Genomic DNA, 25037 nt, shown 5'->3' with positions numbered 1-25037 from the left:
TAATGCCATGTCTATAAATTTGAACGCCAAAAAAGCCACCAAGATTAATTTATTTAGTTTTAAAACCGCAGCAATGCGAGCCTTTCACATGAGTTGGCTTGCTTTCTTTGTTTGTTTCTTTGCATGGTTTGCTTGTGCACCTTTAATGCCTGTCATTGCAGGTGAGTTTCACCTGACTAAAAACCAAATTGCCAATATTAATATTGCAGCCGTTGCAATCACGATTTTAGTACGTCTGATTGTAGGGCCATTGTGTGATAAGTATGGGCCTCGTAAAACCTATACAGCTTTACTTTTAATTGGCAGTATTCCTGTATTTGGTGTAGCTGCATCTAATAGTTATGAAACATTTTTATTTTTTAGACTTTTAATTGGTGCAATTGGTGCGAGTTTTGTCATTACCCAATATCATACCAGTATTATGTTTGCACCAAATGTTGTGGGAACGGCAAATGCTGCTTCTGCAGGTTGGGGAAATGCTGGTGGGGGAGCAACGCAAGCGTTGATGCCATTGGTGTTAGCCGCAATTGTTATGTTCGGCGTTGAGCAAGCAGTAGGTTGGCGTTTTGCATTGATCGTGCCTGGTGCCATGATGTTAATTGTGGGTGTGATGTATTGGAAATACACTCAAGATTGCCCACAAGGTGATTTTAAAGCACTGCGTGCCCAAGGCGTACATGTTGGAAGTGATAAAAAAGGTAGTGTCGCAATTTTAATGCATGCAGCCAAAAATTATCGTGTTTGGGTGCTATTTATTGCGTATGCGGCTTGTTTTGGTATAGAAATTTTTATTCATAATGTCGTTGCGATGTATTACGTAGATAATTTTAAATTTGGTCTAAAAGAGGCTGGGCTTACGGCAGGAATTTTTGGACTGTTGGCACTGTTTGCTCGTGCTTTAGGGGGAATTGTTTCTGACCGTATTGCAGTAGAAAAAGGCTTAGATGGCCGAACTAAAGTCTTATTTTTAATGATTCTTCTAGAAGGTTTATTTCTAGTTCTATTTTCTCAAATGCAAACACCTGTACTGGCTATTTTAAGCATGACAATTTTTGCACTATTTACCCACATGGCATGTGGTGCAACGTATGCACTTGTGCCTTTTATTGATCGTGATGCACTCGGTGGTGTTGCTGGAATTATTGGGGCTGGTGGTAATGTGGGGGCTGTTGCTGCAGGCTTTTTACTTAAAGGTATGTTAGATATTCAAACGTGTTTAATGGCATTAGGCTGTTTAGTGACTGTGGCTGCAGTCAGTGTGTTAACTATACGTTTTTCAGTAGAGCATAAAGAAAAAGAGCAACGTTTATTTGACCAAGCTGTATTAGATCGAGATACCGTAGCGTAACTACAAAAGACAAGTTAATTTGTAGGAGAATCAAAATGAAAATACTAATGATTGGTTACGGTATGGTTGGACACAAGTTTGTCGAAACATTACTTGAAAAAGCAGATGATACACTGGAGTTAACAATTCTTGCAGAAGAGCCTTACTTAGCCTATAACCGAGTGCATTTAAGTGAATACTTTGCAGGAAAAACCCTTAAAGACCTCTCTTTGGTACGTGCTGATTTTGCAGATGCTTATGGTATAGATTTACGTTTAGACACCAAAGCCATGGCAATTGACTGTTTGAGTAAAACGGTAACCACAAATCATGATGATGTTATCAATTATGATACATTGGTTTTGGCAACAGGCTCGTACCCATTTGTACCTCCGATTCAGGGGCATGAAAGAGCGAACTGCTTTGTTTATCGAACTATAGATGACCTTGATGCTATTAGAGCAGCAAGCTGTAATGCACAAACAGGTGTAGTTATTGGCGGTGGGCTGCTTGGGCTTGAGGCTGCGAAGGCTTTAATGGATTTAAAGTTAAACACGCATGTGGTTGAATTTGCACCACGTTTAATGGCTGTACAGGTGGATGATTTAGGAGGGAAAGTACTTCGATCCAAAATTGAAGATTTAGGTGTTCAAGTCCATACGCAAAAAGCCACATCTGTCATTGAAGATGGTACAGAGTCAGTACATGTACTGAAATTTGCAGATGGCTCAAGTTTAAATGCAGATATTATTTTATTTTCAGCTGGTATTCGTCCACGTGATGAGTTGGCACGTCAAAGTGGTTTAGCCATTGGAGAGCGAGGCGGTATAGTTATAAATGACTATTGCCAAACCTCTGATCCGAATATTTATGCCATTGGTGAGTGTGCACTGTGGCAAAATAAAATTTATGGTTTGGTCGCACCAGGCTATGACATGGCTCGTTTAATAGCCAAGCATATTTTAAATGAGCAAGCACAGGGCTTTGCTGGTGCAGACATGAGTACCAAGCTGAAGTTGATGGGGGTTGATGTTGCATCGATTGGCGATGCTCATGCAATTACGCCTAATAGCTTAAGTTATTTTTATGCAGATGAAGATGCCAAAATTTATAAAAAAATTGTGGTCAATCAGCAAAAAAATAAACTGCTTGGTGCGGTATTGGTTGGATGTGCTAAAGAGTACAAAGATCTTTTACAAATGATGCTAAATGAGACACCACTGCCTGAAAACCCTGAGCATTTAATTATGCCAGGTTCTCAGCCTGATCAAAGTAAATCTGGTGCAAGTGGTATTGATTTGTTGCCAGATACTGCAGTGATTTGTTCATGTAATAATGTCTCTAAAGCAGACCTTTGTACTGCAATAGGCGAAGGCTCTACCTCACTAGGTGCACTTAAAAAATGTACGAAAGCGGCTACGGCGTGTGGTGGTTGTACCACATTGGTGACTCAAGTATTAAAAGTAGAACTACAACGACAAGGTGTAACGGTAAACAACAATATTTGTGAACATTTTGCTTACTCAAGACAAGAGCTATACCATTTAATTCGTGTAAATGAGATAAAAACATTTGACGATTTGATCACAACACACGGACATGGTTTAGGTTGTGATATTTGTAAGCCAACGGTGGCCAATATATTGGCATCATGTTGGAATGACTTTGTACTCAAACCATCGCATGCAGGCTTGCAAGATAGCAATGATTATTATCTGGGCAATATTCAAAAAGATGGATCTTATTCAATTGTACCGCGTATTGCAGGTGGAGAAATTACCCCAGATGGTTTAATTACCATTGGTCAAATTGCCAAAGAGTATCAGCTGTATACTAAAATTACAGGCGGTCAGCGTATAGATTTATTTGGTGCACAAGTACATCAATTGCCTGAAATTTGGGAAAAACTAATTCATGCAGGGTTTGAGTCCGGTCATGCTTATGGGAAATCATTGCGCACAGTCAAGTCGTGTGTAGGTAGCACATGGTGCCGCTACGGCGTAGATGATTCTGTTGCTTTAGCCATTTTTTTAGAAAACAGATATAAAGGGTTGCGTTCACCACATAAGCTGAAAATGGCTGTTTCAGGTTGCACACGTGAATGTGCTGAGGCACAAGGTAAAGATGTTGGGGTGATTGCAACTGAAAAAGGCTGGAACCTATATGTATGTGGGAATGGTGGAATGAAACCACGCCATGCTGAGTTGTTGGTGTCTGACTTAGATACACACACTTTGATTCGCTATATTGACCGCTTCTTCATGTTTTATATTCAGACCGCAGATCGCTTACAGCGTACAAGTGTCTGGCGTGATAATTTAGAAGGTGGTTTAGCTTATTTAAAATCAGTGATTGTTGATGACTCTCTTGGATTGGCAGCGGAGCTTGAGCATCGTATGCAACATGTTGTGGGGACATATCAAGATGAGTGGCGTACGGCAGTAGAAACCCCAGAAATACGCCAACGTTTTAAAACCTTTATTAATGCACCAGAGCAAAGCGATCCAAACATTCAATTTACCCCTGTGCGTGGGCAGATTCGACCTAAAACGCAAAATGAACGTGATGAAAGTCGTATTCCTGTGGTAGAGGCGTAAGGGGGCTAAAAATGAATGAGCTAAATACAAGTGTAATTACAAACTGGATAGATGTTTGTGCCTTAGATGACATTACACCCAATACAGGTGTAGGCGTACTGGTAGGCCAAGAGCAAGTTGCACTATTTCGTGTAAGCCATGAGCAAAGAGTATATGCCCTAAGTAATAAAGATCCATTTAGTCAATCATTTGTGATGTCACGAGGCATTATTGGTGATATTCAGGGGGAGCGTGTTGTGGCCTCCCCAATTTATAAACAACATTTTAGTTTAGTGACGGGGCGTTGCTTGGAAGATGGTCAACAACGCTTAAAGTCATTTGCCACGAAAATTGAAAAAGGCCGAGTACTGCTTAATACGGTTCCACAAAAAGCCTATGCAACACAATTTGTGTCAGCACAGCACAAATTGAAGCTCGTATTGGTGGGTAACGGTCTAGCAGGTATGCGTTGTCTTGAAGACTTGTTAGATATGGCACCCGATCGCTATGAGATTACCGTAATTGGTGCAGAACCGAGAGGCAACTATAATCGGATTATGCTGTCCCCTGTATTATCTGGTGATAAAACGCTTGATGACATTATGTTGCACCAACCTCATTGGTACAGTGAACATGGTATTCGATTAATTACGGGTGATGCTGTGATGAAAATTGATCGTGCAAAAAAGCAATTACATACCCAAAAAGGGTTAACGGTTGATTATGATCGTATGATTTTAGCGACAGGTTCAACCCCATTTATTCCCAATATAGAAGGCACAGCACTAAATGGAGTCATGAGTTTTCGTGATATTGATGATGTGAATCAAATGTTGCAGTATGCCAAAAAACATAAAAATGCAGTTGTAGTTGGTGCTGGACTTTTAGGCTTAGAGGCGGCCTATGGTCTAAAGCAGCAAGGTATGAATGTCACGGTATTGCATTTAACAGACCGTATTATGAATCGTCAGTTAGATGCTCATGCCAGTGGATTATTACAAAAAAGTATTGAAGCAAAAGGGATTAAAGTCATTACAGGTGCATCCACACAACGTTTAGAGGGTGAGGATGGACAGGTTACTGCAGTACATTTGGCATCTGGCCAAGTGATTCCAACCGATTTGGTGGTTTTTGCAGTTGGTATTCGGCCAAATATTACACTCGCGAAAGAAGCAGGCTTGCATTGTCATCGGGGTGTTGTTGTGAACGATACCATGCAGACCTTTGACCCGAGTATCTATGCTGTTGGTGAGTGTATTGAACATCGTCAGCAAACATTCGGTCTGGTTGAGCCTTTGTGGGGGCAAGCGTTTATTTGTGCAAACCAATTGGCAGAGCGTGGTGGAATCACGTTTAAAGCACCTACGGTACCAACGCAACTGAAAGTCAGTGGCTGTGATGTTTTTTCTGCGGGAAGTATTGATCCATCTGGTGACTTTGAAGATATCATTTTGAATGATGAAAAAAGACAAGTCTACAAGCGGATTATTATTCAAAATGACCGTGTGATAGGTGCTGTGTTATTTGGTGATACCGAAGATGGTGCTTGGTATGCAGAACTGATCTCAGACCAAACAGTCATTAGACAGATTCGTCATAAACTGCTTTTTGGTCGTGACTTTGCAATGAAGCAAGCAAGCTAGTTTTAATTGGCTTGCTGAGGGAGTCTCTATGACATCAATTCCAATCATGAATATACCGCAATCAATAGTGACAACGACCCACACGACGTGTCCATACTGTGGGGTTGGTTGTGGTGTTACGGCTGAGGTTGTAGAAAAAGCATCAGCTATGCACGTGACGGTAAAAGGAGATAAAGGCCACCCATCTAATTTTGGTAAATTGTGTATTAAAGGTAGTCACTTAGCAGATACGGTGGGTTTAAGTAGCAGACTCCTTCAGCCACAAATGGGGAGACGCTCTCAACGAAAAACGACCACATGGCAACATGCTATACAACACGTGGCTGAAAAATTTAAAGCCTGTATTAATGAGCATGGGCCAGAAAGTATTGCTTTTTATGTTTCAGGCCAGCTACTAACTGAAGACTATTATGTGGTCAATAAGTTTGTGAAAGGTTATTTAGGTACAGCAAATATTGATACCAATTCAAGGTTATGCATGTCATCTGCTGTTGCAGCACATAAACGTAGTTTTGGTGAAGATATTGTGCCTGCCAGTTATGTTGATTTTGAACATACGGAGATGGTTGTTCTTGTCGGGTCTAATACGGCGTGGTGTCATCCGATTTTATTTCAACGGATTATGCAAGGTCAGGTTTTTGTTGTGGTCATTGACCCACGGTTTACTGCAACTTGTGAAAGTGCAAATTTACATTTACCGATTTTGCCTGGTCAAGATGTTTGCCTTTTTAATGGTCTATTGCAGTACTTATTTCATCATGGCTATAAAGACAGTGCTTTTGTAGACGCATATACAGACAATTTACAACATGCTTTATTGGCCAGTGAAAGTGAGTTAAATGTTGCAGATGTTGCCGCTAAAACAGGCATTTCAATTGAGAGTCTGACGCAATTTTATGAAAAGTTTGCTCAAACTGAGAAAGTCATGACCCTGTTTTCTATGGGGGTAAATCAGTCCTCTCAAGGTGTAAATAAGGCCAATAGTATTATTAACTGTCATTTGTTGAGTGGGAAAATTGGTAAGCTCGGCGCTGCTCCATTTTCAATGACTGGACAGCCCAATGCGATGGGGGGGAGAGAAGTCGGTGGCCTCTCTAATATGTTGGCTGCTCACTTAGATCTAGACAATCCATCACACCAACAATTAGTACAGCAATTTTGGCAAAGTCCAAACATTGCTCAGCGTGCAGGTTTAAAAGCGGTAGATTTATTTCAAGCGATCGAGCGTGGTGATGTTAAAGCCGTTTGGATTATGGCGACTAATCCTGTTGTGAGCTTACCAAATGCGATGCAAGTACAACGTGCACTTGAGGCATGTGATTTTGTTGTGGTGTCAGATATTTCCCAAAATACAGATACAACCGCATATGCAGATGTGTTATTGCCAGCACTTGCTTGGGGTGAAAAAGACGGGACGGTGACCAATTCTGAGCGTAGAATTTCTAGACAACGTGCATTTTTACCCGAGCCACAACAAGCCAAGGCCGATTGGTGGGCCATATGTCAGGTGGCTAAATCGATGGGTTTTGCAGGGTTTGATTTTAAAAATAGCCATGACATATTTTTAGAGCATGCACGGCTCACTGCTTATAAAAATAGTCATCCTTATCACCATAATAGCACCGATCAGTTTAGGTACTTAAATTTAGAGGGCTTAACTGCATTAAGCTTTAAAGATTATCAAGCGTTAAAACCTATACAGTGGCCAGTGTGGAAAAATAATACATCACAAACGTGTGTTGAACAGCTATATGGTAGATCAGGTCGCTTTAGCCATGCCAATGGTCGAGCAAAGTTTATTGCCACGTATGTTGCTGATCCAGCACAGCAAGTGACAGAAAATTATCCTCTTATTTTGAATACGGGGCGTGTCAGAGATCAATGGCACACCATGACCAGAACGGGACTATCTGCAAATTTAACCCATCATTTGAGTGAGCCTTATTGTGAAATACATGCCCAAGATGCATTGAAATATGGAATACGCCATGATGCTTTGGTACAAGTTAAGTCTGCCTGGGGACAGTGTGTTTTACGGGTAAAAGTGAGTGCAAATATACGCCGTGGCCAAGTTTTTGCACCCATTCACTGGAATGATCAGTTTGCCTCAGATGCTTTGATTGGTCAGGTTGTGAATCCTGTTGTGGATGCAATTTCAGGGGAGCCTGAGTTTAAGCATACACCTATTTTAGTGCAAAATTTCCCATGTGAGTGGTATGGCACATTGTATGTAAATCATCACTTTTATTTAAACATCCAGCGGTTTATTCAACAGGTGACTTGGTGGGTGAAGGTGCCTGCTACCCCTGCCATACGTTATGAGTTGGTAGATCGAAGACCATTACCACAGCTTGTGAGTGGTTTAAAAGCATACTTGGACTTTCAAGATGAATCATTTGAGTGGTTAAATTTAGATGATGCATCTGCCCAAATGAACCATACAATTATATTGCATGAAGGAAAGTTGGTTGCTGCATTGTACATTGCCAAGCAAGAACAGTTACCAGATCGAGATTGGCTCAGAGGACTCTTTGAACGTGAACGACTCGGGGCAATGCATCGTAAAGCTTTACTGGCTGGACAAGCCATGTCTATGACTTCATCTGAAGGCCCTTTAGTGTGCAGCTGTTTTAAAGTTGGCAAGCAACGGATTATAGAGACCATCAAAGCCAAAAATATAACGCATGAAAAAGAAGTTACAGCGTGTTTAAAAGCAGGAGGAAACTGTGGTTCTTGTTTGCCTGAAATTAGGGGGCTGATTAAAGCCTGTCAGCAGGAGAGCTTGACATGATGAAACACAGTTTATCTTTCCCCCAAACTGAAGTTGTGATTTTAGCAGGTGGTCAAGCCAAACGTATGTTAGGTGTAAATAAATTACTGCAAACATTTGATGACCAAATTCAACTGGTTAAAATTTATCAACATTTGTCTAAATACGTGGGCAAAGTATGGGTGAATAGCCATCGTGATCTCACCCTATATCGCCGTTTAATTCCAACATTAGGTTTTTTCAATGATGATGTTAATGGTTTTTTAGGGCCCCTCATGGGGATAAAAACCGCATGGTCACATGTGAAATCTGATTATATTTTGTTTGTTCCTTGTGATGTGACTTACATCCCTCCTCATGTGTTGACCTTATTACATCAGAAATTAAGCCAAGCTATCTCTGCACAAGTGGTTTACCTAGAAATCAATGGTGAGCCGTTGTATCCATTTTGTTTAATGAAAAGGTCAAGTGTTGATTTAATTCATCATCAATTAGAGCAAGGGCAATATTCGTTAAAATGGTGTTTTAGCCTGTTGGGTGTAGAAAAAGTGATGTATGAACACGATATGACAATGTTCCATAGCATTAACTCACTTGATGAATTACAGCAATATCGGCAGGCACGTTATTTAGCTTAAGTGTTTTATTGTGTGAACACAAACATGAGTCAATTTTTCCAGAGGGTGTAAATGAGCAGTACAGTAAATAGGGTGCAACATACAGCCTTTATTGACCAATATGGTCGCCAAAAGCGTAAGTTAAGAATATCTGTGACTGATCGCTGTAACTTTAAATGTAGTTACTGTATGCCTGAACACCCTGAGTGGGTGAAAAAACATCACCTTCTGAGTTTTGAGTCGTTATATCGTTTTTGTCAATTTATGGTGCAACGTGGTATTGAACAAATTCGAATTACGGGCGGTGAGCCTTTAATGCGTCAAGGCGTGGTCCATTTTATTGCTCAATTACATCGGCTCAAACAGTTTGGCTTAAAGCGTATTTCTATGACCACCAATGGGCATTATTTAGGTCAATATGCTTTGGCACTGAAGCAAGCGGGTTTAGATGATTTAAACGTCAGTTTAGACAGCCTTGATGAGCAACAATTCAAACAGCTCACCCAAAAAAGTGTCTGTCCTGTATTGGCAGGTATTTATGCGTCACAAAGAGTAGGGCTAACAGTCAAAGTAAATTGTGTGCTGATAAAAAATTGTAATGAAAATCAGATTGTACCGCTTACACTGTGGGCAAAAGCACATCATATTGAGTTGCGGTTTATTGAGTTTATGCCACTCGATGGTGATCAGAAGTGGTCAGTGGCACAAGTTGTCACTGAACAAGACATTTTGGATGAGTTGGCAACCGTATTTCAGCACATTGCGCTTGTAGGTCAAAGTCATAATCCTGCACGGCAATATATTGTTGATGGTGCTGTGGTTGGGATTATTTCAACCATAAGCCACTCGTTTTGTCAGCAATGTGATCGATTACGTTTAACGGCACAAGGTGAGTTTTATACCTGCTTGTTTGCAGAAAAAAGTGTAAATATTAAAACGCTATTAGAACATTTAGATGAACATGAGAATACGACAGCTTTGGATACGACATTGACACAAGCCATATGGTCAAAAGCATCAGGGTTTTTAGAGATCCAAGCTCAAAAAAAAGATAACCCCAGAAAAATCAGTATGCATGTCATGGGAGGATAACATGACAACAATAAATGTAACGATAGAAAGCTATGGCATGATTAAAACCACATTACCATCTGCACTGAATATTGTGTGTGCTCATGGCAGTGATGTGGACAGCATATTACAAAGAATTGCTCGAGATCATGTTGCAAGTGTGCCTTTATTAGAACAATGTGCATGTGCCATTGCGGATGATATGGTTTCAAGACAAACCAAGCTGTATGCAGACAGTACTTTGGTTTTATTGTCTCCTGTTGCAGGGGGGTAATGCTTTGATATTAAAAGTTTTTGAACGTATACATGATGTGCCTCTTGAGCAAAGTGTATTTGATGATATATCACTTTTCCCCGCATGTGGTGGGGTGGGTATATTTATTGGAACAGTGAGAAATCATCATTTAGGGCGTGATGTAGAGGCACTGAAGTATACGGCGTATGTACCCATTGCCGAAAAAATGATTCGGCAGATTGAGCAAGAAGTGAGTCAAAAATATGCGGTTGCTTATGTCAGGGTAGTACATCGAATTGGTTGGCTAGCGATTGGAGAAAAAGCGATCATTGCTGTTGCATATGCTGCACATCGGCGTGAAGCATTTCAAGCCTGTGAAGAAGCGGTCGAACGGGTGAAGCATGAAGTTCCAATTTGGAAAGAAGAGTTTTATTGTGATGGTACGCATCAATATGTTGAAGGATGCTGTATCCGTAAAGATCACTCCATACATCAGCATTGATACCTTTGTAAGATGTGAAAATTAAAATATATAAATTGATTTAAAAGGAATAATGGAATGAAAAATGTTGGCATGAAGGCTGAAAGTTATCGTGTAGCAATTGCCAGTGCAATTTTATATGCCCCGCCACATTGTATTGAGTTATTGCGTATAGGCCAGACAGAAAAAGGAGACGCACTGAAAACGGCTAGAATTGCAGGGATTTTAGCGGCGAAGCGTACCGATGAGCTGATTCCGTTATGTCACCCATTACCTATTTATCAGGCAGATGTTGAGTTTGAACTGTTAGAAGGTGCCGTAAAGATTGTTGCTCAAGTTGAAACGATTGGCCCTACAGGTGTTGAAATGGAAGCACTGACGGCTGCCAGTTTAGCAGGACTTACGCTATACGATATGCTGAAACCACATTGTGACCCAGAAGATTTAACTTTAGATCAATGCAAGTTGGTACAGAAAAAAGGCGGTAAATCTCATTATCGCCGTGTTTTATCAGACTGTATTTCAGCGTCTGTGATCGTGTTGTCAGATACAGTGGCTATGGGCAAAAAGCCAGATACGGCAGGTAAACATGTCTTAGATATATTGGCAGAAGCAAACTTTGATCAAGTGGCTTACCAAGTTATTCCAGACGATCCACAGCAGTTATTAGCACTCATTGAGCAACAAAAAAATAGTTATCCACTGATTCTAACGGTGGGTGGTACTGGGCTTGGCCCTAAAGATTTAACGGTTGAAACCATTCAACCCCTGCTAAAAAGAGAAATACCTGGGCTTATGGAGGCTGCACGAAGTTTTGGTCAAAAAAGAACGCCGTATGCTGCTTTAAGTCGTGGGGTAGCAGGTTACATAGAAAATAGTGTTGTGATCACCTTACCTGGTAGCAGACAAGGTGCTAAGGAATCATTGCTTGCGATTTTACCTGCATTAATACATCTTTTTGATGTGCAAAAAAATATACCTCACCGTGGGGGATATGAATAATGTCTGGTTGTGGTGCAGAGCCTGGGTTAATTGGTGTTGATGACGCATTAGAGTTGTTGCTTGAGCAAACAGTGGTATTAGACTCAAAACGAATTTCTGTTCATCAAGCATTAGGTTGTTATGTTGCAGAAGATATTTATGCACCAAATGATTTACCACTATTTGATCAAAGTGCAGTTGATGGCTATGCCATATGTAGTGCAACTCATCTTAAAAAGGGGCAAGTATTTGAGTGTATTGCTGAAGTAAAAGCAGGCGATCACTTTACCTTAAGTTTACAACAAGGACAGGCCGTTCGTATTTTTACGGGTGCTCAGATTCCAAAGGGTACAGCAACAATCGCAAGACAAGAATATATTCGCTGTTTAGATCATAGGGTACTCACTGTAGAGAGAGATATTGCCTTAGATGTGGATATTAGATATCGAGGAGAAGAGTTAAGTCATGGTCAGCGACTTGCACCGAAAGGACAGCATGTCACTGTTGGCGTGATTGCGGCACTGTGTATGGCAGGTATTCAAGAGATTACAGTATACCAATCACCACGCATTGCTGTTGTGGTGTCTGGTGATGAAATCTCTGATTTAACAACAGATATAACATTAAGCCAAGGTAAGGTTTTTGACGCAAATACTCCACTTATCATGAATTGGTTACACAGTGCGGGACAAAGTGCAGATCATTTTTATGTAAAAGATACATTGCAAGAAGTACAACAACTGATTCAAAAATTGAGTCAAACCTATGATGTGATTTTAACGACGGGCGGTGTGTCTGTGGGGGATTATGATTTTATTCGACCTGCAACATTAAAGTTAGGCTTTCAACAGGTTTTTTGGAAAGTTAAGCAAAAGCCAGGCAAGCCGATGTTTTTTGCAACACTACAAAAAAAGGAGCAACGGCGTTGTTATTTACTGGGTTTACCAGGTAATCCTGCGGCTGTGTATGTGGGGCTGTTTGTTTATGTTCGAACATTAATTGCGGCATTACAGGGAAATTCCCAAGCGTTGTCATGGTATACAGCACAGCTTGGGCAAGATGTTAAGCCTGACCTTCGTGCTCGTTTTTTACGTATGCAGGTCAAATCTGATGAGGCATTTTTGCAAGTGGATAATTTGAAAAATCAACAATCTCACATGTTAAGTAATCTGATGCAAGCCAACAGTTTGGTCTATCTGGAGGCAAACAGGTCTTATCTTTGTGGTGAGACGGTAAAAATTTTATTGGTCTAATACAGGGGTACTTTATGAAAAAATTCTTTTTAGGTGTTATCGCATTTACTGCGTGTATGACTGCCAGTGCAGATACTGTACGAATTTATGCAGCTGCAAGTTTAACCAATGCAATCAATGAAATCTCTGAGTTGTATCAAAAAAAGCACCCTGATACAAAAATTGTGACGGCATATGCCGCATCTTCAACATTAGCAAAGCAAGTTGAGTCAGGTGCACTGAGTGATCTCTTTTTTTCAGCAGATCAAGATTGGATGGATTATTTAGTAAAAAAACAAAAAGTGGATTCTGATCAGGTAAAGACTTTATTGATGAATCAGCTTGTGGTGATTGCACCGAAAAGCTCACAGGCTACATTTAAGGCAACGCCTCAGTTTAATTTTTCACAATCTTTTTATGGTCATTTATGTACAGGCCAAATGGAGTCTGTACCTGCGGGTAAGTATGCCAAACAAAGTTTAATTAAATTCGATTGGTTAACTACATTAAATGGCCGTATTGTGGGTACAGATGATGTGCGTTCTGCTTTAGCATTTGTTGAAAGAGGGGAGTGTGACGTTGGTATTGTCTATAAAACAGATGCTTTGATTAGTACAAAAGTAAAAATATTGGGTGTTTTTCCTGAAAACTCACATGGCCCAATTACTTATCCTGTGGCCTTGACGAAGCAAGGTGAAAGTAATAAAGAAGCACAAGAAGTCACTCAGTTTATAAAAAATGATCATCAAGCACGTGCCATTTTTGAAAAGTATGGTTTTACATTTATGCGATGAGTGAATATATGTTGAGTCCAGAGGCTTTAAGTGCAGTATATCTATCAGCAAAAGTTGCATTTTTTGCCACGTTAATTTGCTTGCCTTTCGCAATTTTAGTGGCTTGGTGGCTTGCTCGATATGAGTTTCGTCTAAAATTTTTAGTAGATGCATTATTGCAATTACCTCTAGTTTTACCACCTGTAGTTTTGGGGTATTTGTTATTGGTTGTATTTGGTACGCAAGGCATTTTGGGGCAATACTTATATGCTTTAGGAATACGTCTAGCGTTTGACTGGAAAGGGGCTGTGTTAGCATCTATGGTTGTTGCTTTTCCATTAATGGTGCAACCGATTAGGCTATCGTTTCAACATATGAATCAACAACTTGAGCAGGTGGCAGCCAGCTTGGGTGCAGCACCTTTAAGAGTGTTTTTTACCATAAGTTTACCTTTGGCATTACCAGGTATGATGGTGGGTAGTATCTTAGGGTTTAGTCGGAGTCTAGGTGAGTTTGGTGCAACGATTACATTTGTAGGTAATATTCCTAACGAAACACGAACTTTACCTATCGCAATTTACTCCTTACTTCAACAGCCTGATGGTGAAATGATGGCGATGAGGCTGGTTGTTTTATCCTTGATTTTGGCATTTCTAGCATTGATCGCTAACTACTTCATTGTGCAGAAGTATCAGCGAAAAATTGGAGCTTAAGTATTATGTTGAAGTGTGATTTTGAGTTTAGTTATCAGCAGTTTCATTTAAAAGCACAATTTGAGATGCATGATCAAGTGCTGGCAATTGTAGGCGCATCTGGAAGTGGTAAAAGCACAGTTTTAAAAAACATTGTCGGTTTACTTCAGCCTCAACACGGTGAAATTTGTTTTAATGATAGGGTGTTATTTGATCATCAAAACCATATAGATATCGCTGTACATCAACGCCGTATAGCACTGGTTTTTCAAAATCCATTGCTGTTTCCTCATTTAAATGTACGACAAAACCTAAAATATGCAGAGCAGTTGGTTGGCAATGTTCAGCGAAAATTTAGCTTTGAAGACGTTGTTGAGTTATTTGAGTTAAGGAATTTACTAAAACGTCGCTCAAATCAACTTTCAGGTGGAGAGGCTCAACGAGTATCTATTGGAAGAGCACTATTATCTTCGCCCGATTTATTGCTACTAGATGAACCATTAACTGGTTTAGATGCACGTTTAAAAAATCAGATTTTACCTTTTTTAAAAATGCTTAAAGATCAGACACACTTACCCATGATTTATGTAACACATCATCTAGATGAAGTAGATTTTTTACAAGCACATACCATGACTATGACCAGTGGTTATTTGCAGGATTTTAATAAAAGGAGTAACAGCCACTGAGCTTGTAGGCTACTTTAGAAAGCATGATCTGAAAAGTCTTGTCTTGTTAATGAATAGATATTTTTCTCGGAAATGCTTAAACTAGCCAAGTAATTAAGCGTCCAAGTTTTTGTTCTCGCGAAACCATCTGCCTCTTCTAAATATTTTTTATAAGGTCTGCTAAGGTTTTATGTTTTACAGTACTAGGATTAAGTATCTTTTCAGGATTTAGTTCTATTTCTGCTTCAGTCTTTTTAATCCACTCATCTGCGAGAGATTTTTTACTGAAAGTTTTAGAAACTTTATAGATCGGATAGTTTTCTTTCTGTATACGGACTTGGGCACGATATCTGATTGTGCCATCTTTTAATTGGCGTTTAGTCACAGTTCCCATATTTTGCACCGCAGATTTTTCAAGGTGCAAACATGGTGCAATAGTAGGGTGTTAAAAGTCCATAAGACGCAGATAAACGAAGTTCAACGAGGTTGTGTAAATTGAGTAAAAACAAAGTAGTTACAGAATTGTTTGATAAATCAATAGATAGGAAGGTTTGGGTTGCTCCGATGGCAGGTGTTACAGATCGGCCATTTAGAACACTTTGTAAGTACTTTGGTGCAGGCCATGCGGTCAGTGAAATGATGACCGCAGATAAAACTTTACGCATGACAAAAAAGAGTTTATATCGTGCGAACTTTGATGGAGAAATTGCTCCAATTTCTGCTCAAATTGCAGGTTCAGACCCGCAAGAGCTCGCCGAGGCTGCTCGTTACCAAGTCGCTAATGGTGCACAAATTGTAGATATTAATATGGGCTGTCCTGCAAAAAAAGTATGTAATAAACTTGCAGGCTCTGCATTATTACAAGATGAAGATCTTGTGGCACGTATTTTAGATACGGTTGTACAGGCGGTTGATGTTCCTGTCACATTAAAAACACGGCTTGGTTTTTTAAATGGGCAAGAAAATATTTTACGTGTGGCATTAAGGGCAGAACAGGCAGGTATAGCAGCATTGGCCTTACATGGTCGTACCCGTGAAGACATGTATTTAAATACAGCACGTTATGATTTAATTAAGGCAGTTAAACAAACAGTGAATATGCCTATCATTGCAAATGGAGATATCGACTCACCAGAAAAAGCCAAACAAGTGCTTGACTATACAGGTGCAGATGCGTTGATGGTTGGTCGTGCTGCACAAGGTAGGCCATGGATTTTTAGGGAAATCGCACATTATTTAAAAACAGGACAACATATTGCATCACCTGAAATTGTTGAAGTGAGAGATGTGCTGTTAGGGCATTTAACCGAGCTATATGACTTTTACGGTGAGTACTCAGGTTGCCGTATTGCAAGAAAGCATATTTCTTGGTATACCAAGGGTTTACGTGGTAGCAATTCGTTTCGACAAAGCATGTATCAAGTTGAAAATACAGCAGATCAAGCCAAAGTGGTGGCACAATATTTCACTCAGTTGCTTGATTTTGGTTTAAGTATGGATGATATACAAACAGAGCCAGCCTAAAATTTCGAAGGAAATGATGTGAAAGTTCGCTATTTTAATCAAATGCCTAAAGCATGTTTAACTTATCCAGCAATACTGGCAGGTGCATTGGCAAAAAACAGCGTACATCAGCTTTCACTTCCTAAAGTACGATATGAAGTTGCACCGTGTTTGGTATCAGCCAAACATTTGGTGGCATATAATAAAGTGTGTGGCTTTGAAAATAATGGCGACATTCCTGCGATATATTTTGCAATGCGAGCACAAATCTTGCATATGTATATGATGACACAAGAAGAATTTCCTTTTTCAGTACTAAGCTTGATACATGAAAAAAATCAAATTACCCAATATAAGCCATTAAGGGCAAATCTAAGTTATAAAATAATCTGTTATTTCGGTGAATTAATTCAGGCAGAACACGGGGTTTCTATTGAGTTTGTGGTCAATATTTATCAAGACGATGATGTTGTGACACAGGTCAAAAGTACTTATCTTAAACCACAGCATAAAAATACCTTACATCAGCCACAATGCTTAGATCTAGATTCCATGCAGACATTAGCACAGTGGCGTGTTACCCCCCAAACTATTCGTCATTATGCTTATATTTCAGGGGATTTTAATCCTGTACATTTACATGGTTTAGGTGCTAAAGCCTTTGGTTTAGAGCATGCCATAGCACATGGTATGTGGACACAAGCCACCATGATGGCACGACTAGATCTGCCTTTGAGCTATGACTTTACGGTGTATTTTGAACGTCCACTATATGTAAGAAAAGATGTCGTACTTTTAGTTAATAATTCTGACCAAGTTAGCTTGGTTCATGCAGAAACAGGGGAGATCTATGTGTCGGGTCAGCTTGAAATACCTGTAAAATAGCCTAAGTGGTTTTTTGGGTGGTCTATAAAGCCAGATAAAAAGCAGGTTTTTCTAAAGTAAATGTCATGACTATTCACTTTAATAGTACTCAGAGCCCCATCAGTTTTATCTTGATATTGCAATATTTATCTATATTTAGCCTAAGTGTTATGCCAATTTAAATAGACTGCTTAAAATTAAGTGAATCAGAACGTTAGTGAGTTCACTATTACATAGAAAAACAGTATGCTTATAGGTGCAGTCAGGGGGCATTCATGTATCAGGTTCTAGCAAGAAAATATCGTCCACGCAACTTTAATGAGTTGGTGGGTCAAAACCATGTGTCTAGGGCACTTACCAGTGCTTTGGAAAGAGGGCGTTTGCACCATGCCTATTTATTTACAGGCACACGTGGTGTTGGTAAAACAACCATTGCTAGAATTTTGGCGAAATGCTTAAACTGTGAAACAGGTGTCACTTCAACGCCGTGCGAGCAGTGTAATACCTGTAAGGCTGTCAATGAAGGGCGTTTTATCGACCTCATTGAAATCGATGCAGCGTCCCGTACTCGAGTAGAAGATACACGAGAGCTATTAGATAATGTTCCTTATGCACCCACACAAGGACGCTTTAAGGTTTATCTTATTGATGAAGTGCATATGCTGTCTACGCACTCATTTAATGCTTTATTAAAAACACTAGAAGAACCACCTGCACACGTTAAATTTTTATTTGCGACAACAGACCCTCAAAAACTACCGGTAACAATTATTTCTCGGTGTTTGCAATTTACATTGCGTCCACTCGATATGACTGAAATTAGTCAGCATCTCGTCACTATTTTAGATAAAGAACAAATTGGCTATGAAGCAGATGCTTTATGGCAACTTGCAGAAGCGGCTCAAGGCTCAGTACGTGACTCATTATCGCTTACAGACCAAGCGATTGCTTATGGGCAGGGTCAAATTCATCACCAAGATGTTAAAGACATGTTGGGCTTAATTGATCGCTCTATTATTTATGATCTTATTTTAGCCATTCATCAAAACCAACAACAAAAGGTTGCACAGTTACTTTTACAGTTCAGACAACAGGCTTTAGATGTTGCGCTGGTATTAGATCAGTTGGTATCGACTTTACATGAGTTGGCACTGATTCAATATTTGCCAGATTTGTCATTGCAATATAGCCAAGATATTAACCAGAAAATTAAGCATCTAGCACAGGTTATTTCCGCACAAGATTTACAGTTGTATTATCAAATTTCGAGTAAAGCACGAGCTGAGCTGTCTTGGGCAGTCACGCAAGAGCAAGGCTTTGAAATGTGTGTTTTAAGGCTACTTGCTTTTAAACCCTTGGCAGTCAATGAATATGTTGCACCAAAAATAAATCACACAACAGCAATTCCATCTGACACACTGACGACCGATACGACCGATACGACCGATACGACCGATACGACCGATACGACCGATACGACCGATACGACCGATAAAGACCAAATCTACTTTGAAGTAGATACTCAGGGGCTTATTGCAGTTGATGTGCCATCACAGCAATACATGTCAGAGCAGTTCCATATTGAACCACAAAAGGAAATTTTTCCATTTTCGTTAGGTGATGATCTTATTACTTATGAGAAAGAAGATCTGAAGACGGAACAACTCAATACAGTTGAACAGCCTCTTTCCCCTGTAGTTTCTTTAGCGCATCAAATAGATTTAACCCCACAGCAAATTCTACAAATACCCCAGCAAGACATGTCGGGTGAGTGGAGTGTTGAAAAATGGGAATATTGGTTCAGATCGAGTGAGCTATCGCCAGCCATACAAAATATTGCCAGTCATGGCACAATGAGTGGTGAAATTGATGGTGTATCCACATTCCACATTCCGAGTGAATATGCCAAAATTTTACAAGAGCATCAGCGTGACTTTGAACAAATGCTACTTAAACAGTGGCCAAACACCCAGTTTAATATTGCATATGGCCATGTGGATGGCATGACTGCATCTATGTTACAAGAGCATAGAAAGCAGCAAGCCTATGATCGTGCCCAAACGCTACTAGAAAATGAACCTGTGATTAGAAGTTTACTCGATACCTTTGATGCACAGCTGGTAGATATTCAATTAAAATAGAGTTTACAAGGGTGAACTATGAAACCATACCGTGTATTGTGTGTGTGTTTAGGCAATATTTGTAGGTCTCCTACGGCTGAAGAAGTCCTGCGTCATATCTTAAAACAACACCATTTAAATATTGTGGTTGACTCAGCAGGCACGAGCAACTATCACCCTAATGCAACACCAGACTCACGCAGTCAAGCCCATGCTAAACGTAGAGGTTATGATTTATCTATGCTCAAAGCCAGACAAATTAAACTCAATGATTGGGTTGATTTTGATCTGATATTAGCCATGGATTTAGACAACTTAAAAGACTTAAAGCGTTTACAACAGCAAGCCGTTTTATCTTTTAAAGATGTACCTTTGGCAAAATTGGCATTGATGACAGAACACGACCTTACACAAATTAAACAGCCCATTGCAGACCCTTATTATGGGGGTGATGACGGCTTTGAACGTGTTTTAAATCAGTGTGAGTCTGCAAGTCATGCATGGGCGACATATTTTAAACAACAACATATTGGCTAGAGAGCAACGTGCTAGAAATTCAAAACCAAGTACAATTACAGGCATTTAATAGCTTAAAACTCAGTGCGATTGCGAGCCATTATTGTAAAATTTATAGTCATAGCGACCTCATAGCCGCCTTAGCATTTGCAGATCAATCTCAATTAAACTGTGTGATTCTTTCGGGTGGTAGTAATGTTCTTTTGCCCGAGCAGTTAAATGCATTGGTACTGCATATGCAGATACAAGGGATTTCAGTGGTTGAAGAAACAGCTGAAAGTGTCATTATTGATGTGGCTGCTGGTGAAAATTGGCATCAATTTGTGATGTATAGTACTGATAAACAGTGGTACGGGCTACAAAACCTTGCGCTTATTCCCGGTTTAGTCGGTGCATCTCCTGTACAAAATATTGGAGCATATGGTGTAGAAGTCGGCGAGTTTATTGCTTCTGTATATGTTTATGACCGTTTTACTCAAACATTTGTTCATTTAATGGCGAATGAGTGTGATTTTTCTTATCGGAATAGTATTTTTAAACAAAACCCAACCCGTTATGTGATTGTGTCTGTTCGGTTTAAATTATATAAAACGCCGTCTTTAAAACTGGCTTATGGTGATTTAAAAACGGCTGTGGGTGAAGAGAAAACTGCAGAGAATCTACAGCAACAAGTCATTAACATTAGACGAAGTAAATTACCTGACCCTGCACAATACCCAAATGCAGGTAGTTTTTTTAAAAACCCGATTATTACGTCAACACAATACCAACAATTAATTGTTCAATTTCCGAACATGCCAAACTATCTGCAAGCAAATGGATATGTTAAGGTCGCAGCAGGTTGGTTAATTGAGCAAGCGGGTTGGAAAGGACGCAAACATGGTGTCGTAGGTATGTTTGAACGCCAAGCCTTAGTCCTCGTGAATTACGACCAAGCAGGTTTACACGATGTTCAACAAACCTACACTTTAGTACAGCAAGCAGTGCAACAGCAGTTTGCAATTTGGCTTGAACCTGAGCCAGTCAGATTTTTAGATAACGGCACAATTGCCTCGTATATAGATAACTCATGATATCAAACACTATTCAGCGATTATTTAAACTCATAAAGTGGATTGTATGGCTTTCCATTTTATGTGCTTGTATTGCTGTATTTGTGTTTACACCGTTTTATTCAAAATCGATTCTATTTTTACTTAACCACATTGTGCCTATAGAGGTAAATGTCGTTGCTGCAAGAAGTCAGCAAATTGCAGCGTTGAGTGAGCATAATGATTTAGAACCAGGATCTGCATTATGGATTGCACGTCAGGCATACCTAAAAGTACTTCAAGATGCTGCTCAAAAAGAAGACATTAATAGCCTGAATATGATTGCTCAGCGTTACCAAATTTTAGAAAAGCAGATTCAAAAAAATATATTAGATACAGGTGGTGATGAGCAGAGCGCATCCGAAGTATTGCATACAACGCCTGTTTCAGGGTCTCATGTTGGCCAAAAACAGCACATGAGTCTTAAGCAGAAAATGCAACAAGACGTAAGGACAATAAGCACAACCTATAGTGATGAAAATACTCAGGCGATGATTGATAAATATGACTACTTTTTAAAACACTACCCAATAGATAAGCCTGTATTACCTATCACAGATCAAACGACGCAAGAGCTAAAGAAACTCTCTACAGTTACTGAAGTCAAAACAGATCCTTCTAAACCATCAGCAATCATTGTGCTTGGTGGCGGTTTGACTTTAGATAAAACCACTAAAAAAATTATGGTGAATAACTATACGAGGTTACGCCTAGAAACAATCTTGCAAATAGAAAAACAAAACCCTTTACCCATACTTTTGAGTGGCGTAGAAGCACCATATATGCAAGCATGGTTAAAAACACGAGGGGTAGATGCCAACTTACTTGAAAATAGAAGCATGAATACCTGTGAAAACTCACGTTTTAGTTCATTGTTGCTACAGAAAAAAGGTGGAGCACCTAACGTGATTTTAATTACAGATGCATACCACATGCCAAGAACACGGCGTTTATTTGCTTTAAATGGCATTGCCACTGTGCCAGTGAGTGCGCCAATGCCAGAGCCACTGACCACTTGGCAACCTGCGTTGCAAAACTATGACCATAGTCGCCGTGCAAACTATGAGCTTTTAGCAACCGTTAGAGACATGTTGTTTGGTACAAGTGACTGCCGTGAGGTTCCCTAAATGAGCGATATTCCATTTTTAACACCCAATATATTACAGCAGTTAAATTTACCTGTACCAAGCCCAGAGCGTACACCACATAAATTGCAAGCACTCAACTTATATCGCCCTTATACGCCCAAAGGTGAATTGTTGGCTTATCAAAAGTTATATGGGTTAGACCAACTTGAATGTGACTATTGGCAAGGGTCGATTGAGTTGGCTCGCTTTAAGTTACATACGCAAGTTTTTGCACCGAAAGACACGCCCAAAGGCACTGTATTTTTATTGCATGGCTATTTAGAACACAGTGCTTTATATCAGCCTTTACTGAAAGAAATTTTATCTCAGGGTTTTAGTGTGGTGACCTTTGATTTGCCTGGTCATGGTCTAAGTACAGGGTCTGCTGCCAATATTGACCATTTTGATCATTATCAAGAAGTACTCGACAAGGTCTATCACTATGTCAATCATGCACCACAGTTGCCACAACCATGGTTTGGTATTGGGCAAAGTACAGGTGGTGCAATTTTAATGCACCATATACTAGATTGTGCTCAACAACGTAAAAACCCTTATGTTGAACGTGTGCTTTTATTATCGCCACTGCTACGTCCTGCAAAGTCGGCATGGTGGCATAACCCTGTTGGCTTGGGGATTATCCGCCGTATTAAAAAACAAGTGCCTCGACATTTTAGACGGAATAACCATAATCCTGCATTTTTACGTTTTGTACGTTTAAAAGACCCTTTACAGCCTCGTATGATGGGTATGGCTTGGATCTTGGCCATGTCTAAATGGATGCTAGAAATGGAGGAACTTCCAGCATGTCGTATTCCTGTTTGGTTGGCTCAAGGAGCTTTAGATCAAACGGTAGACTGGCGTTATAATATTGAGTTTGTTAGAAAGAAATTTAGGTTGCAAACCCTTCTTATTTTAGAAGAAGGGTCGCATCAACTCATTAATGAGCGTGAAGATATTCGTTCGGCACTCACAGGGTTAATTCCTGCTTTTTTGAATGCCAAATCAAGTGGTCGTATTTATCACTAAGTTAGATGAGCGCTTCATCATCTTGTGGCGGAACAAGCATAATCACAGCTTCATTGATGAACTGAATGATTGTATCTAGGCTGTCATGGGCTAATACATTACTGTTCAGTGCCAATGTTTCGCCATCTGCCAATGCTTTTAAGATGTTGGCTGTTTCGGCAGATACAGTGGCTTTCTCTCCATTGCCCCAAAAAATAACCTCATTATCAGTGGTTTGATAAAGCAGTCGTGAAGCAGGGTCTATTTGTAGTTCATAACCTTCTTCAGCAATTTCAAGTAAATCACTGTGTTCAAGTTCATCTGCTTCAGGAATATTGTCTGGGTATTTAGGTTCAGACATCAGTTGCATAATGGCATCATCAAAACAAGTACTTTGAGCCAAAGCTTGCATAAGTTGTGTTTTTAAATGTTCAAACTCAGCTGCAGAGATCTCACCAATCACAGGACTATTTTGTCTCATGATATCTGCTACAGGGTTTTTAAAGGCATCGTTGTCTGCAAATTGGTCACTCACACGGTCAAACATACTGGCAACGCTTGGCATGCGGAAACCAAAAGAATAGGTTAAGCATTCATTTTCAGCCACGCCGTAATGAGATAATCCCGGTGGAACATACAATAAATCACCTGGTTGTAATACTTCATCAAAATGTACTTGCATCTCTGGTAAGAGTTTAAGTGGTTGATTTGGCACTAAAGGTGAGGTTGCATCGCACATTTGACCAAGTTGCCAACGGCGTTCGCCATAGCCTTGCACTAAAAATACATCATAAAAGTCAAAGTGCTTGCCGACAGATCCACCTTGAGGGGCGTATGACACCATAATGTCATCTCTACGCCATTGTGGAATAAATGAAAACTTTTGCCACATTTCTGCAAGCTCTAAGCTGTGTTGATCAACCGCTTGAACAAGTAAAGTCCAATACTTTGGTAATTTTTTAAAGTCTTTGGTTTTTAGTGGAGAGTTTTTGGTCTGCCACTGATCGTGTGCTTTGCCTTGTTGTAAGATGAGTCGTGCGGTTACATGCTCTTCAAGTGCTAATTCCTGAATATCACTGGGTTCAAGGAGTGTAGCAAGCTCAGGCAATGCATTACGAACCAATAGTGGTTTTTTCTGCCAATATTCACGAAGAAAGGTTTCAGCAGTAAGCCCACCGAGAACGTTAAGTGCCTGAGACATAAGAATTCCATCAAATAAAAGCGGTAATCGCCTATTTTAAAGCATAACCATGACCTACAGATAGTGCTTATATGATGCTTTAGACTGCATAATCGAGCAAAATGTCCATGGGTACATAGCTGAGCATGGCTTGATGGCATGCACTGAGTTTAAGTTGTGGTGCAACACCTGCATCATAGGCCTCAATCCAGCGTGTAATACAAATACACCAATAGTCACCGGGTTGTAGTCCGGGAAAGTCAATTTCAGGTACGGGTGTAATCAGGTCATTGCCAATTTTTTGCGAAAAATTTAAAAATTCAGCACTCATTAAAGCACATGCCGTATGCTGCCCAATATCACTTGGTGTAGTATGGCAAAAGCCATTACGGAAATAGCCTGTAATTGGGTCAAAACAACAACTGGCTAAAGGCTCGTTAAATACGTTAGATTTATTTATTTTTGGGTCGGGATGAATAGACATAAAGGCTCGAATCACAAGTTTAGGTTAAAATGAAGATGATAATATTTTTTATCAATCTCTTATACTAAAGATACTAAC

At 39.9% G+C, this 25037-nt stretch carries 22 protein-coding genes and 1 pseudogene; 20 read left to right on the top strand and 3 right to left on the bottom strand.

Translation table 11 applies throughout. The features are described 5' to 3' along the window. The first annotated feature begins 7 nt into the window (after positions 1-7). The 13 genes from I2F31_RS03525 to I2F31_RS03465 are packed head-to-tail and all read left to right on the top strand — an operon-like array spanning position 8 to position 15087. Positions 8-1348 (top strand): MFS transporter, encoded by a 1341-nt coding sequence (locus I2F31_RS03525; protein ID WP_195769572.1) that lies wholly within the window; start codon positions 8-10, stop codon positions 1346-1348. A gap of 35 nt (positions 1349-1383) precedes the next feature. Further along, the gene (nirB, locus tag I2F31_RS03520) at positions 1384-3924 is read left to right on the top strand and encodes a nitrite reductase large subunit NirB (RefSeq protein ID WP_195769573.1); all 2541 of its coding nucleotides are present in this window, start codon (positions 1384-1386) and stop codon (positions 3922-3924) included. Between the two features lie 11 nt (positions 3925-3935). Next, on the top strand, positions 3936-5546 hold the full coding sequence (gene nirD, locus I2F31_RS03515) for a nitrite reductase small subunit NirD (RefSeq protein ID WP_195773446.1): 1611 nt from the start codon (positions 3936-3938) through the stop codon (positions 5544-5546). A gap of 28 nt (positions 5547-5574) precedes the next feature. After that, positions 5575-8337, top strand: coding sequence for a nitrate reductase (locus I2F31_RS03510; RefSeq protein WP_195769575.1), 2763 nt, complete (start codon positions 5575-5577; stop codon positions 8335-8337). Then, a complete protein-coding gene (gene mobA / locus I2F31_RS03505) occupies positions 8337-8954 on the top strand; it encodes a molybdenum cofactor guanylyltransferase (protein ID WP_195769654.1) in 618 nt (205 codons plus the stop codon). The genes I2F31_RS03510 and mobA overlap by 1 nt, the downstream gene beginning before the upstream one ends. Before the next feature lie 51 nt (positions 8955-9005). Beyond that, positions 9006-10025 carry a GTP 3',8-cyclase MoaA gene (gene moaA, locus I2F31_RS03500; RefSeq protein ID WP_195769576.1) on the top strand — a complete coding sequence of 340 codons (1020 nt, stop codon included), beginning with the start codon at positions 9006-9008 and terminating at the stop codon, positions 10023-10025. Position 10026: 1 nt separating this feature from the next. Then, the gene (locus I2F31_RS03495) at positions 10027-10278 is read left to right on the top strand and encodes a MoaD/ThiS family protein (RefSeq protein WP_195769577.1); all 252 of its coding nucleotides are present in this window, start codon (positions 10027-10029) and stop codon (positions 10276-10278) included. A 4-nt stretch (positions 10279-10282) separates the two neighbouring features. Further along, positions 10283-10741, top strand: a complete 459-nt coding sequence (locus I2F31_RS03490) for a molybdenum cofactor biosynthesis protein MoaE (RefSeq protein WP_195769578.1) — start codon at positions 10283-10285, stop codon at positions 10739-10741. Between the two features lie 57 nt (positions 10742-10798). Next, complete coding sequence (moaCB, locus tag I2F31_RS03485; RefSeq protein WP_195769579.1) at positions 10799-11722, top strand: bifunctional molybdenum cofactor biosynthesis protein MoaC/MoaB; 924 nt, start codon at positions 10799-10801, stop codon at positions 11720-11722. Continuing rightward, the gene (locus I2F31_RS03480; RefSeq protein ID WP_195769580.1) at positions 11722-12954 is read left to right on the top strand and encodes a molybdopterin molybdotransferase MoeA; all 1233 of its coding nucleotides are present in this window, start codon (positions 11722-11724) and stop codon (positions 12952-12954) included. Before moaCB ends, I2F31_RS03480 begins: the two co-directional genes overlap by 1 nt. A gap of 14 nt (positions 12955-12968) precedes the next feature. Beyond that, the gene (gene modA / locus I2F31_RS03475; RefSeq protein ID WP_195773444.1) at positions 12969-13727 is read left to right on the top strand and encodes a molybdate ABC transporter substrate-binding protein; all 759 of its coding nucleotides are present in this window, start codon (positions 12969-12971) and stop codon (positions 13725-13727) included. A gap of 8 nt (positions 13728-13735) precedes the next feature. Continuing rightward, the gene (gene modB, locus I2F31_RS03470; RefSeq protein WP_195769582.1) at positions 13736-14419 is read left to right on the top strand and encodes a molybdate ABC transporter permease subunit; all 684 of its coding nucleotides are present in this window, start codon (positions 13736-13738) and stop codon (positions 14417-14419) included. A 5-nt stretch (positions 14420-14424) separates the two neighbouring features. Beyond that, complete coding sequence (locus I2F31_RS03465) at positions 14425-15087, top strand: ATP-binding cassette domain-containing protein (RefSeq protein ID WP_195769583.1); 663 nt, start codon at positions 14425-14427, stop codon at positions 15085-15087. A 20-nt stretch (positions 15088-15107) separates the two neighbouring features. Here I2F31_RS03465 and I2F31_RS03460 read toward each other — a convergent pair. Next, positions 15108-15460, bottom strand: a pseudogene (locus I2F31_RS03460) (tyrosine-type recombinase/integrase); the annotation flags it as partial. 128 nt (positions 15461-15588) lie between these two features. Between I2F31_RS03460 and dusB the strand changes: the two are divergent. The 7 genes from dusB to I2F31_RS03425 all read left to right on the top strand — a co-directional run bounded on the left by dusB (position 15589) and on the right by I2F31_RS03425 (position 23316). After that, on the top strand, positions 15589-16590 hold the full coding sequence (dusB, locus tag I2F31_RS03455) for a tRNA dihydrouridine synthase DusB (protein ID WP_266096540.1): 1002 nt from the start codon (positions 15589-15591) through the stop codon (positions 16588-16590). Between the two features lie 18 nt (positions 16591-16608). Then, on the top strand, positions 16609-17454 hold the full coding sequence (locus I2F31_RS13410; RefSeq protein ID WP_195769652.1) for a MaoC family dehydratase: 846 nt from the start codon (positions 16609-16611) through the stop codon (positions 17452-17454). A 254-nt stretch (positions 17455-17708) separates the two neighbouring features. Next, a complete protein-coding gene (dnaX, locus tag I2F31_RS03445) occupies positions 17709-19574 on the top strand; it encodes a DNA polymerase III subunit gamma/tau (RefSeq protein WP_195773441.1) in 1866 nt (621 codons plus the stop codon). Positions 19575-19592: 18 nt separating this feature from the next. Further along, positions 19593-20090, top strand: coding sequence for a low molecular weight protein-tyrosine-phosphatase (locus tag I2F31_RS03440; protein ID WP_195767785.1), 498 nt, complete (start codon positions 19593-19595; stop codon positions 20088-20090). Between the two features lie 8 nt (positions 20091-20098). After that, positions 20099-21142, top strand: a complete 1044-nt coding sequence (gene murB / locus I2F31_RS03435; RefSeq protein ID WP_195767786.1) for a UDP-N-acetylmuramate dehydrogenase — start codon at positions 20099-20101, stop codon at positions 21140-21142. Then, positions 21139-22287 carry a YdcF family protein gene (locus I2F31_RS03430; protein ID WP_195767787.1) on the top strand — a complete coding sequence of 383 codons (1149 nt, stop codon included), beginning with the start codon at positions 21139-21141 and terminating at the stop codon, positions 22285-22287. The genes murB and I2F31_RS03430 overlap by 4 nt, the downstream gene beginning before the upstream one ends. Beyond that, a complete protein-coding gene (locus I2F31_RS03425; protein WP_195767788.1) occupies positions 22288-23316 on the top strand; it encodes an alpha/beta hydrolase in 1029 nt (342 codons plus the stop codon). It abuts the gene before it with no gap. 1 nt (position 23317) lies between these two features. On the opposite strand, the gene I2F31_RS03420 is transcribed toward I2F31_RS03425, so the two are convergent. After that, on the bottom strand, positions 23318-24496 hold the full coding sequence (locus I2F31_RS03420) for a ribosomal protein uL16 3-hydroxylase (protein WP_195773440.1): 1179 nt from the start codon (positions 24494-24496) through the stop codon (positions 23318-23320). Positions 24497-24575: 79 nt separating this feature from the next. Then, positions 24576-24959: a DUF2237 family protein gene (locus I2F31_RS03415; RefSeq protein ID WP_195767790.1), complete on the bottom strand. Its 384-nt coding sequence runs from the start codon at positions 24957-24959 to the stop codon at positions 24576-24578. Between the last annotated feature and the right edge of the window lie 78 nt (positions 24960-25037).

Source organism: Acinetobacter rathckeae (assembly GCF_015627125.1).
In the GTDB taxonomy this organism is placed as follows: domain Bacteria; phylum Pseudomonadota; class Gammaproteobacteria; order Pseudomonadales; family Moraxellaceae; genus Acinetobacter; species Acinetobacter rathckeae.
This window is presented reverse-complemented; position numbering and strand designations above follow the sequence as displayed.

What these genes read in the sequence shown, in the direction of transcription:
- I2F31_RS03525 (WP_195769572.1), top strand. Translation starts at nt 8, where the DNA reads ATGTCTATAAATTTGAACGCCAAAAAAGCCACCAAGATTAATTTATTT.
- I2F31_RS03430 (WP_195767787.1), top strand. Translation starts at nt 21,139, where the DNA reads ATGATATCAAACACTATTCAGCGATTATTTAAACTCATAAAGTGGATT.
- I2F31_RS03480 (WP_195769580.1), top strand. Translation starts at nt 11,722, where the DNA reads ATGTCTGGTTGTGGTGCAGAGCCTGGGTTAATTGGTGTTGATGACGCA.
- I2F31_RS03440 (WP_195767785.1), top strand. Translation starts at nt 19,593, where the DNA reads ATGAAACCATACCGTGTATTGTGTGTGTGTTTAGGCAATATTTGTAGG.
- I2F31_RS03495 (WP_195769577.1), top strand. Translation starts at nt 10,027, where the DNA reads ATGACAACAATAAATGTAACGATAGAAAGCTATGGCATGATTAAAACC.
- moaCB (WP_195769579.1), top strand. Translation starts at nt 10,799, where the DNA reads ATGAAAAATGTTGGCATGAAGGCTGAAAGTTATCGTGTAGCAATTGCC.
- I2F31_RS03415 (WP_195767790.1), bottom strand. Translation starts at nt 24,959, where the DNA reads ATGTCTATTCATCCCGACCCAAAAATAAATAAATCTAACGTATTTAAC.
- nirD (WP_195773446.1), top strand. Translation starts at nt 3,936, where the DNA reads ATGAATGAGCTAAATACAAGTGTAATTACAAACTGGATAGATGTTTGT.
- modA (WP_195773444.1), top strand. Translation starts at nt 12,969, where the DNA reads ATGAAAAAATTCTTTTTAGGTGTTATCGCATTTACTGCGTGTATGACT.
- dnaX (WP_195773441.1), top strand. Translation starts at nt 17,709, where the DNA reads ATGTATCAGGTTCTAGCAAGAAAATATCGTCCACGCAACTTTAATGAG.
- modB (WP_195769582.1), top strand. Translation starts at nt 13,736, where the DNA reads ATGTTGAGTCCAGAGGCTTTAAGTGCAGTATATCTATCAGCAAAAGTT.
- mobA (WP_195769654.1), top strand. Translation starts at nt 8,337, where the DNA reads ATGAAACACAGTTTATCTTTCCCCCAAACTGAAGTTGTGATTTTAGCA.
- I2F31_RS03420 (WP_195773440.1), bottom strand. Translation starts at nt 24,496, where the DNA reads ATGTCTCAGGCACTTAACGTTCTCGGTGGGCTTACTGCTGAAACCTTT.
- nirB (WP_195769573.1), top strand. Translation starts at nt 1,384, where the DNA reads ATGAAAATACTAATGATTGGTTACGGTATGGTTGGACACAAGTTTGTC.
- I2F31_RS03465 (WP_195769583.1), top strand. Translation starts at nt 14,425, where the DNA reads ATGTTGAAGTGTGATTTTGAGTTTAGTTATCAGCAGTTTCATTTAAAA.
- I2F31_RS03425 (WP_195767788.1), top strand. Translation starts at nt 22,288, where the DNA reads ATGAGCGATATTCCATTTTTAACACCCAATATATTACAGCAGTTAAAT.
- moaA (WP_195769576.1), top strand. Translation starts at nt 9,006, where the DNA reads ATGAGCAGTACAGTAAATAGGGTGCAACATACAGCCTTTATTGACCAA.
- I2F31_RS03510 (WP_195769575.1), top strand. Translation starts at nt 5,575, where the DNA reads ATGACATCAATTCCAATCATGAATATACCGCAATCAATAGTGACAACG.